3 protein-coding genes are annotated in these 11,417 nt (G+C 67.7%); all 3 read right to left on the minus strand.

Annotation, left to right across the window (positions count from 1 at the left end; genetic code table 11):
- Positions 1 to 3,404 (minus strand): DNRLRE domain-containing protein (locus AB0D99_RS35220; protein WP_362372172.1); only part of this gene is annotated, 3,404 nt, incomplete at its 3' end.
- A 426-nt stretch (positions 3,405 to 3,830) separates the two neighbouring features.
- Entirely contained in the window at positions 3,831 to 4,277 is a 447-nt protein-coding gene (locus AB0D99_RS35225; protein ID WP_362372175.1) for a hypothetical protein, read from the minus strand.
- Between the two features lie 15 nt (positions 4,278 to 4,292).
- On the minus strand, positions 4,293 to 11,417 hold a 7,125-nt coding region (locus AB0D99_RS35230; protein WP_362372178.1), incomplete at its 5' end, for a LamG-like jellyroll fold domain-containing protein.

Genomic DNA, 11,417 nt, shown 5'->3' on the forward strand with positions numbered 1-11,417 from the left:
CCGTCCGTGGCCTGCAGGACACGGTCATCGGTCGTGCCGTAGACCACCGACGCCTGGGTCTTGCCGTTCGGCGTCGTGATCGACTGCAACAGACCCGCCGACTTGACGCCGGCCAGGTACTGGGCCTCCACCACGTCCTGCGTGAGCGGCTCGGCGTAGATCGCGACCTCGGCGAGCTGGCCGGCGAAGTGGCCGAGCTTGTCGTTCGGGTTCATCGCGGGCCAGCCCCTGGTGTTCACACCCGCGCCCAGCGTGACGTACGGGGTGTTCCAGTCCTTGATCTGGCCGGACTTGGTTCCCTGCGCGACACGGTCCAGGTAGAGGGTCTGCGTGGTGCCCGCGCCCGTGAGTACCGCCTGGTGCCACTTTCCGTCGTTGACGGTGGCGGCGGAGGTGATCGGCGTCCCGCACTGCCCGGTGGCCAGGCAGCCGCGGAGCTTGCCGTCGGTGCCGACGTACAGCGCCGGGGTGTTGTACGCCGTCGATGCGACCGGGTCGGGGTCGCTCAGCGGCTTGTCGCCGTAGTAGAAGAGAACGCCGCCGGCCTGCGTGGTCTTGAACCACAGCGAGATCGTCGTGTACGACGGCGTCGCGCCGGGGGCGCTGGGCATCTCGACGTACGAGGTCGTGCCGTTGAAGGTGGCCGTCTTCTGCGTGGCACCGGCCAGCACGGACGAGCCGCCCAGGGTCACATCGTGGTACAGACCGTTGTACTTGCCCTGGTTGACGTCGACGGCGTCCCCGCTCACCGTCTCACCGGCCGCCTCGCCCAGTCGCCAGTAGGCGAACGGGTCGGCGTCCAGAACCGTGGTCCGGTGGTGGTTGCCGGTGGCGTACGTGTACGTCGTGCACTTGGCCCAGTCGGCCGGCGGGCACACCTTGGTGAGCTGGTCGCCGGTGTAGCCGTACAGCCAGGTCTGCGCGGAATTGACGTCGCCGACGGTGGCCGGGTCGGTGTTCACCTTCTCGACGTGCCAGGCGGTGGCGCCCGCCGGCTGGAACCAGGTGAGACCGAGCGAGCGCTTGGACGTGGTGTTCGTGATCTTCGTCAGGCGCTTGTTCGCGTCGTACGTGAACGTCTCCGCCCGGCCTCCGAAGTCCACGATGCCGGATATCGCGTAGACCCCGGCCTTGCCGGTGGCCTGCGTGAAGGAGTAGGCGGTGAAGTCCTTGTCCGTCAGCTTGTAGCCGACGGCCGGCGTCGTCACCGCCTCCAGGCGCGCATAGCGGCCCAGCGGCGGTACGAAGGTCCCGTTGGTGTTCCGGCCGAACGCGACCTGCTCACCACCGGGGTACGTGATCACGACACTGGTGACCGTACCGGAGCTGTTCTTGGTCTCGGCCGCCTTCATGTCGACGACCGTGGACCAGCCCGCGCCGAAGGCGTGGTCGATCCTCGCGTCGAGGCTGTTGTACGACCGGTCGATCTCCAGCGACGGACCGATCACCGGCACGTCGGCGTCGGTGTCCTCGGTGGTGTAGTTGCCGTCCGAGGGGTCGAACTCGTGCCCGTCGGTGTTCTGCGCCAGACCCGAGGTCACCGGCGGCTGCGGCACCGCTGTCGTGAAGCGGCTGGACTCGACGACCTCCGTCGTGCCGTCGGTGACGGCCACGAGCCAGTTGTACTTCTTCGACCAACTGAGCTTGCCCGCGGGCACCTTCCAGGAGCGCTCCGTCGTGGCCGCGGAGGCCGCGACGGGCGTGGTGCTGCCGGAGTCGGCGTCGTAGACCTCGAAGGTGTACGACAGCGGGCTCGGCCCGTTGTCGGCGTCGCTCGCGTAGACGAGCAGCTCCGGCTGCAGGGTCTTGGCCTGGAAGTTCTCCGACGGATACTGGGCATCGACCTGCGGCGCGGAGTTCGCCGTGTAGGTCAGCTCCAGCGCCGGGCGGAAGCCGGCGGTCGCCGAGTTGTCCGAGTGGAACTTCTTCCAGTGGAGCATGTCGTTGGTCGGCGCGGTGAGCGCGAGACCGTAGTTGGCACCGCCGCCGGCCACCTGGTTGAACCAGGTGGTCGACAGCGAGACCGGCATCTTCACACCGACGCTCGTGGAGTTCGCGTCGTTGGAGCAGGACGCTCCGGGCGCGGGCGTGGCCGAACCGATGGCGGCGCCGTAGGCCGGGCCCGGATAGGTCGTGGTCGTGGTCGGCGACCACGACTGGGTCACCGGGTGCACGGAGAACACCTGGGCCGGACAGGTCGAGGACCACAGCGCGTACACGTTCAGCTTGGCAGCGGTGACCCGCTGTCCCGCGAGCGTGGTGCCCAGCGACGGGAACTGCAGAAAGGAGTTCGCCTTGTTGACGCCGGAGTCGTACGAACCGACCTTGATCATGTTCTCGGTCGAACGGTCCGCGCTGTAATTGTTCTGGACGTACGTGGTGTTGGACGCGGTGACCGTCGGGTCGACGGTGACGGGGTAGACCCGCTCAGGCGCGTCGAGCCAGCCACGGTCCGCGGTCATCCGCAGCGCGGGCCTGCCGTCCACGGTGGCCAGTTCGTAGGTGACGGCCCGCGACTGGGCGGCGTCACCCGAACGCGGGTCGGTCTTCGAGTCCTCCATGAACGCGTGCGGGATGGTCGCCGTGACCGTCCCGTCCTTGTCCGTGAACTCCACATCGCCGTCCGCTGCGATTCGCGGCGTCAGCCCCTTGGCTTCGAGGGGGAAGGTCCAGGAGTTCCCGGCGTTCGGGGACTTCAGGACGATGTTCTCCTTGAAGCCCTCCGCCAGCGGGACCAGCTGGACGTCGGTGTCGGGCAGCACGCCCGCGTAGGTCACCATGCCGTTGGCGGCCACGGTGGGCTCGGCCTTGCTCGCTCCACGCAGCGCGTAACCCAGGGAACGCCCCGCGCCGAAGTCGACGGACGCGAGCTGCCGGTCGGCGGCGTCGGACGCGAACTCGATGTCCATCGAGTTGGCCCGCTGCTGCAGCCGGCCGTCGGCGTCCTCGGTCAGCCGGGTGTCGATCTGCTTCCAGGATCCGTCCGTCGCCTTGAAGTTGGCACGCCCGCTGAAGTGCCGGACCGTCGTCGAACCGTCCGCGTTGACGAAGTGATCCGACGTGGCCGTCGACTTCTTCGCGTCCCGCTTGCTGGTGCGCGTGTCGAAGCTTCCGGCATCGCCAGGGGCGGGGCCGGTCTTGGACCGCTCGGGCTGGTCGGTGTGCCGCTTGAAGGGGTCGAGTTCGCCCTTGCCCTTGCCGGGCTTGCGGCCCGCGTCACCCTCGGTGCTGGTGGCGTCGGACGATGCGTGGTGCCCCTTGCCTGCGGCGGTGCCGCCCTGCTGGTCAGGGGTGTCGAGAGGGTTCTCGTCGGCCCACTTCCACAGGCCGGAGAGGGAGAGTTCGGGCATGCGGACCGGCGAGAGCGTGGCTCCCATGGCCATCGCGGTCTCGGTGGTGAGCATGCCGGAGAAGAAGGTCAGGACGAAGAGAGCCGTAGCCCTGCGTCTGCGCCTGCCGGGGGGACCCGGTGGGAACAGCCGAGAGCCATGGACCCAACGGTCAGTCATGGGCCAGCCTTTACTTACACGTTGCTTACACAAAACCTCGTGAGCTTGCCCTATGCGACTGCGTCGGCTCTATAGATGATCACGTGCTTTGCAAGATCTTTGCGAACGCCGCGAGGCGTTCGCTTGACCCGCGCCCTGCTACGACTGACGAACCGTCTGACAGCCTCCATCCCAGGGCCTTTGACGTCCTGACGTGACGCCGATGCCCCCGGGGGCATCGGCGTGACGTCAGGACGCATGGGGTCGAGAGGAGAAGAACGAAGTCCCCCCGGAGTGATCTCCGAGGGGACTTCGTCTACTGCGGGCCGGCCGACCGGTGACTCATCGGGAGACGAGCGTCAGTGTCGGACCGTAGTCGCCCGTTCCGTCCGACACCGCGATGTCGAACTCCCTTCCCGGGAAGGCGTCCCGGACCGCGTTGCGCCACATGGCGGCGATCTCCTCCGCCAACGACGCGAGCGCGGCGTACTCCGCGTCCGACGTGAGCGGGAAGTAGTCCCACAGGTGGACGTGGTTCACGACCGACTCGACCGCACGCCGGTCACCCGACTGCTTCTCGAGCCACTCGTCCACACCTCCCCGGTCGAACTTGAAACCGAGGAATACGCACTCTTCGTACTCCACGAATTCAGGCCGGTAGAAAGCCGCCAGAGCAATGGCCTCCGCGACCGATACCGTGGAGGACATGAACCCTTGAAGGTGGAATTCCTTGTCGGACTCGACGGTCCACTCCACGAGCTGCGGAACCCCTCTGGGATTCAGATCCACGAAATCAACCACCTCTCAGCAGAAGTTCGTCTGCGGCATGTCGTCCGGCCCCGTCGGCCTGGCGTGCTTCATCTGGAACGGGAACTTCTTGCCGTTGGGCGTCTCGTTGACCCCGAATTCCTGGACGTGCGGCGTCGGCACACCCAGATGTGTCGCACCCACGAGGTCGACGCGGCGCTTGATGATGCCTTCCTCGTCGTACACCGCGTAGTTCGTCATCTCGCCGTGCTGACCGAGACGATACAGAACTCCGTTGCTCGGCCCCGGCTTCTGCTTCGGGCTGGCACCGCCCTCTGGGAAGTCCACACCGATCGGATGCTCCTTCGCATTCGCCCAGGGGTTGACATCCGAATTATGCACCAGCACGGCGGTATTGCCGGCCAGCACAAAGTAGGTGTGAAGACCCTCGACGCTCAGGTCGTACGTGACGCGCTGCGCCGTGTAGGACTTGACCTCGACGATCGCGGTCGGCAGACCCTCACCGTCCTGGACCTTCTGGCCCACCTTGAGGTCGCCCGCCTGGGTCCAGGCGTGACGGGTGGCCTCGTAGAACTGGTGGTGCTTGGTCGTCCGGATCGTCTTGGGACCGGCCTTCGTGGCGACGACGACATCGACGTAGTCACGGTCGGTCTTGGTGACGATCACCTGCCTGACCTTGTGGACCTCCTGCACCTTCTTGCCGGGCTCGGCCGTCAGGACGTAGTCCCCTGACTTCACCTTCGAGATCGCCTTCGCCGTACCGTCGGCCAGGAGGACCCCCGTGTCTCCGGTGAAGCTGTGCGGAGTGCCACCCGGACGACGGCAGGCGGTCGGACGCGAACCACCCGGACGCGAACCACCCGGACGCGAGACGCTCGGTGCGGCGTCCGCCTCCGGAGCCGACTTCGCCTTCGGGCCACGAGCGCTGCCCGCGGCGCCGAAGACACCGCCCATGACCGCGCCGATCGACGCGGCCTTCGCCGCACCCGCGACCGAGCAACCCTCCTCGCTGTTCACACACGAGGTGCCGTACTCGACCGCGCCTGTCGCCGCGCCTTCCGTGGCGCCGCTCGCGGCGCCCTGGAGCAGGCGACCCGCGGTGCCCGAGAGGAGCTTTCCGGCCGCGCTGCCGACGAGACCGCCCGCCGCACCGCCGATCACTCCGGTCGCGGCACCGATGGCCACCGCTCCCAGGAACCCGCCGACCGACTTCGGGCCGTCGCTCATCATGTAGCCGACGCCGTTGGCCGCCGCGCCCGCGAGGGCAGCGCAACCGAGAGCGCCGACACCGGCCGTGATGGCCGTGCAACCGGCGAAGACCACGATGCCGGTCGCCACCGAGGCGATGGTCGAAGCGTGCTGTTTGACGAAGTTGGCTGTGGCCTTGGCCGCCTTCTTGACGGCTCTGCCGACCTTCTTGGCAGCCTTGACCACCTTCTTGGCTACGTGTTTGACCGCCTTGGCGACCTTCCGCACGGTCTTCTTGACGTGCTTGACGACCTTGTGGACGTAGCGCTTGACCCGCTTGTACGTGCGTTTGACGTATCTCTTGACCTTGCGGACGCTGTCGGACACGTACCGCACGGCCTTGCGGACGTGCCGTACGGCCCTCTTGACCGCCTTCTTGACGGCCCTCTTGACCTTCTTCGCAGCCCTCTTGACGGCCTTGGCGACCTTCTTGACCGCCTTCTTGGTCTTCTTCCAGGCCGACTTGACGGTCTTCTTGACCTTCTTGGTGACCTTCTTTACGGCCTTCTTCGCCCACTCGAACCAGTGGCCCGTCGGGTCGACACCCGTCATCGGGTTGCCGTCCGCGTACGCGTACCGGTTCGCCGTGATCGAGTTCGGCAGCGGGTTGAGACCCACCGTGTCACGGCTGTTGAACTGGCCCGTCTCCGGTGAGTACCAGCGCGCGGCCATGTTGACCTTGGCCGTCTGCGGGTCGGTCCAGCCGGACTGGTAGCCGAGCGCACCGAGCATCGTGGAGGACTGCACGACCTTGCCGAACGGCGAGTACGTCGTGGAGCCCGACAGGGCCTCTCCGGTCGCGGTGAACTGAGCCACCACGTCGTCGTGGAGATCGGTCAGCGCCAGCACGGCCGACGCCGCGGTCTTCACACCCACCAACGAGCCGTCCGCGTCGCGGCTGTAGGACGACACACCGTCCGAGGCCACGTCGTTGCCGGCGCCGCTGTACTGGAAGGTGTGGAGCGGGGAACCCGTCTCGTCCTTCGCCTCCCGGACCCGGTCGAGGCCGTCGTACGTGTACGTACGGTCGCCCTCGTTGATGACCCGGTTGAAGGCGTCGGCCTTGACCGACGTCATCGTGCCGCCCTCGTCCACCACCGCGCTCATGGTGCCGCGGGCGGTGTACGCGTACGTGCTGTGCCCGTCCGAGGTGAGCCGGTTGCGGGCGTCGTACGTGTACGTGTCGCCGCCCACGCGGGTCCGGTTGCCGGACGCGTCGTAGCCGTAGGCCTCGGTCGCCGTCCCGTTGTTCCAGGACGACAGGCGGTTGGCCCAGTCGTACGTGTACGTGTTCGCCGAGGAGCCGGCGAGACCGGTGGTCGTCTTCGACGTCTCGTTGCCGTTCTCGTCCCACCCGTAGGTGAGGGAGGACAGCACCTTGCCGGTCGGCGAGGTCAGCTTGTCACTGGTCAGACGCTGCAGCTTGTCGTAGCCGAAGGCGCGCTTCGACTTGCCCGCGCCGTAGTCGACGGAGGTGACGTTGTTGTTGACGTCGTAGTCGTAGGTCATCGCGGTGCCGGTGGCCCCGTCGCTGACCGTCTTCAGCCGGCCGGCCGTGTCGTACCCGTAGGTCGACGTGCCCGACGCGTCGGTCCGCGTGGTCATCGCCCCGTCGCCGTTCCAGGCGAAGGACGAGGCACCCGAGGGCCCGTTGGCCGTGAGCAACAGGCCGCGGTCGTCGTACGAGAAGGTGTTCTTCTCCTCGCCCGCACCCGCGACGGCCGTGATCCGGTCGTCCGCGTCGTAGTCGTAGGTGTGGTCGACCGTGGTGGCCTCCGCACCCGCGCCCGTCTGGCGGATCAGCCGGCCCTTGACGTCGTACTCGTGCGAGACGACGACACCGCCCGGAGAACGCATCTCCTTCACGCGCCCGCCGAGGTCGTACGTCGTCGTGAACGTACGGTCCGCGAGGTTCGGGTGCGCCGGCGTCGACGGTTCGATCTGCGACTCCGGCAGCCCCCACGAGTTGTACGTCGTCAGGAACGGGTTGCCCCGTCCGTCCGTGAACCGTGTCCGGTTGCCTCCCGCGTCGTAGCCGTACGTCGTCGTGATCGACTCGGTGGCCGAGACGGGCTCGACCGCCTTCGTGATCAGACCTGTCGCGTCGTACGTGAAGGTCTTCGTGTGACCTCGGGCATCGGTCAGCGAGACCGGGTTGCCCCCGCGGTCGTACGTCGAGCTCGACGTACGCAGCACCGCGCCGGCCGCGTCCAGGTCCTGGATCGACTTCAGCTGCCCGAACCCGTCGTAGGTGTTCTTCGTGCTGGTGCCGTCCGCGTCCTTGGACGTGAGGACCTGACCGTCCATGTCGTACGTGAACGTCGAGACGTTCCCGGCGCCGTCGGTCACCTCGGTGACCTCGCCCACGGAGTTGTACTTGTACGCCTCCGTGACCCCGGTCGGCGACACGGTCCGGGACAGCTCGCCGCCCGGAGCGTTGTACTCGTTGATCGCCGTGAACGCGCGCTGCGTCGGCTGACGCACGATGTCCGTGCTCGTCACCGGACGACCCAGGTAGTCCCAGGTGGTCTCCTCACGAGCACCGTTCGGCCGGACGGCCGACAGCTGGTCACCATTGGTGGAGTACGTGTACGTGGTCGTACCGCCACCGGGCTCCGTGATCGACGCCAGGTCTCCGAGCTGCGTGTACGTGTACGTGGTGCGACCGCCCAGCGGGTCGACCTCGGCCGTGACCTGACCGAGCCGGTTGTACTCGTTCCAGGCCGTGGCCTGGATCGCCGTCGTACCGCCCGGCGCCGTGTAGTTCGGCGAGGTCGTCGAGGACTCCTGGCCCTCGGCGTCGTACGCCGTCACCATCACATTGCCCAGCGGATCGGACGACTCCGTCGCCTCACCGAAGGTGTTGTAGCCCGTCATCGACACAGGACGGATCGAGACCGGGGTCCCGCCGTTCTGCTCCGCGTTGACGGCCGGCTCCGTGACGGAGGTCTGCTGGCCCGCCTCGTCGTAGCCGTAGTCGGTGACGCTGCCGTTGGTGTCCGTCATCGACAGCGGCAGACCGCGCTGGTCCAGCTTCCAGGAGGTGGAACGGACGGAGCTGCCCGCTGCCGGGAGCGTGCCGCCCTTCACCGCGGAGACCTGGGTCGCGGTCAGCGCCTCGCCGTAGACCTGGATGTCGTCGAGCGCGCCCTTGTGGTACTCGGCGTAGACGCCGCTCGCCTTGCGGCGGCCGATCTGCAGTGGACCGGTCGCATCCCAGGGGGAGGTGAACGCGGTCTCCTGGATCAGGGATCCGTTGACGTACAGCCGGATCTTGCCCGCCGCCGCGTCGTACACGCCGGTCAGGTGGGTCCAGGTCCCGGCTGTCACCGCCGCCGTGCCCGACGTGGCCCGGGCCAGGGTGGGACCGGACATGTCGGCCGACGAACGGTTGAAGGTCCAGCCGTAGGCGGTGGAGTAGTACAGCTGGAAGGGATTGCCGACCGTACCGTCCTGCGACAGGAAGGTGTGGTTGGCCGTCTTGTCGTCCAGCCGCACCCACATGGCGACCGAGAAGCTGCCGCCGGTGTTGACGACCGACCCCTGCGTCTGGGCGTAGGAGTTGGCGTCACCGTCGAAGACGGCGCTGCCGCCCCGCTCGGTGCTCCAGTGCATCCCGGTGCCGTGCGTGCCGGTGTTGTTGGCGCCGGAGGAGTCGCCGACCGAGAATCCGGTCGTCTCGTCCAGCTTCCAGCGCGCCACCGGAGCCGTGGTTCCGTCGTGCACGGTGTTGCCCGTGACGTTGCCCAGGTTGTCGTACCGGGTGTCGGTCGTGGAGACGTCACCGGTCGCCGGGTCGCGCTCCGTCTCGGACACCACGTTGTCGTCCGGGTCGTAGGAGACCGTCGAGGTCCTGGCGAGCCCGTTCGGGTCCTGGACCGAGCTGGTCGTGCGGTCCGCCGCGTCCACCGTGAACGTGGTGCGGTTCTGACCGTCGTCGGTGATCTGCTCGATCAGGTTGCCCGCGGCGTCGTAGGTGTTCGCCTGCTCCGTGAACGACTTGCCGGACTGCGGGTCCTTGCGGACCACGCTCGCCGCGAGGCCGTCGTCGGTGTAGGTGTACGCCGTCACCCAGCCCATCGCGTCGGTGATCGACGCCAGTCGGCCGGCCGGGTCGTACGCCCGCGACTCCTGCACCAGGGTCGTCGGTGACGACGGGTTGTTCGGATCGCCCGTGTAGTTCAGCAGGCTGGTGGTCAGCGGGCGGTTCTCGGCGTCGAAGGTGTAGGTGTTGACGTTCCCCGCGGGGTCCGTCTCCTTCGTCTTGTTGCCGTAGGCGTCGTACTCGAACGACGTGGTGTCGCCGCCCGGGTCCGTCCTCGTCGCCAGCATGTTGTGCGCGTCGTACGTCATCGACGTCGTCCGCGCCGTGTCACCGCCGGTGAGGTCGGCGACCGTCTGCGACAGGATGTTGCCGTCCGCGTCGAACGCCGTCGTCGTCCTCGCCTGGTGCACCGCGCCGGTGACCCGGTTGGTGACCTTCGGATCGGTCTCCGTGACGACCTGGTCGTTCTTGTCGTACGTCTGCGACGTCGTCAGACCCGCCGGGTTGGCGTCGTTCACCTCGGTCTTGGACAGCTGCCTGCCGAGGTTGTCGTACGTGTACGTCGCCTTGGCGCCGTTGGCGTCGGTGATCTGCGCGAGGTCACCGTTGGCGTAGTACGTGTACGACGTCTTCCTCCCACCGGCCGTGATCACCTGCGCGACCAGACCCGCCGGCGCCCTGAACGCGCCGCCCTCCATCGCCACCGTGTCGACGGTGGTGTAGGTCGTCGACGCGGTCCGCCCGTTCGGATGCCCGGGCACCGGCGGCGTGGTCACCGACAGCAGATTGCCCGCCGTGTCGTACGCGTACGACGTCAGGTAGGTGTTGTCCGTCGGGCCCGAGGAACGGCCGTCGCGCTCGGTGAGCACCAGGTCGTTGCGCAGGTCCATCGGCGGGAAGGCCGTCGTCGCGTCCGGGAAGTACGTCATGTACTCCGTCGAGCACTTGTTGGCCGCGGTGTCCTGGCACATGGTCTGCGAGACCGCGTTGCCCCGGACGTCGTGACCGGTGATCGAGCGGTTGCCGTTGGCGTCCGTCACGGTGTGCAGGAAGCCGCCCGTGTCGTAGCCGTACGTCGTCCGCTTGCCCTCCGTGTCGATCGCGGTCAGCAGACGGTTGCCCATCTCCGCGTCGTACACATACGTCAGCGTCTTGTCGCTCGGATCGGTCAGCTTGACCGTCCGCACCGGAGCGACACCCGAGGACGCCTTGTACGCCGACCAGTGCGCGCCGACATCGGCCGCCGTCAGGCCCTTGGAGTAGACCGAGACGTCCGCGATGGAGCCGGTGAAGTAGCTGATGTCACCGGGAGCGTTGTTCCAGCCCTTGGCGAAGCCGGCGCCGATGTAGGTGCGGGCGTTGGTCTGGTCCTTGGCCGCGCCGGTGAAGTCGGCCTGCTTGACTCCGTCGAGGTACAGCGTCTGGGTGGTCCCGGCGGCGGAGAGCACCGCGTGGTGCCACTTGTCGTCGGTGACCACGGACGTGGAGCCGAAGTCGGCGGTGCCGGAGCCGGAGACGCTCCACCAGTGGCCGCGCAGCTTCCCGTCGGCCCCCACGTACAGCAGCGGGTTCCAGCTGCCGGTGACCCCTGCCGGGTCGTTGACGGCCTTCTGCTGGTCGGAGACGAGCACACCGGGCTCGGCCGTCTTGAACCACAGCTCCACGGAGCGGTCGGGCTTGTTGTGCCAGACGCCGAACGGCACCTCCACGTAGGAGCTGGTGCCGTCGAACAGGGCCGCCGTGACATCGCCTTCACCGAACGGACCCGTCACACCCTGCGTCACGTTGTTGTACGTGCCGAAACCGGTGTGCAGCTCGTTCGCGGCCTGCGCCGCGCCCTGGGTGTCGTCCAGACGCCAGTAGCCGGC

This window comes from Streptomyces sp. NPDC047971 (genome assembly GCF_040653355.1).
Classification (GTDB): domain Bacteria; phylum Actinomycetota; class Actinomycetes; order Streptomycetales; family Streptomycetaceae; genus Streptomyces.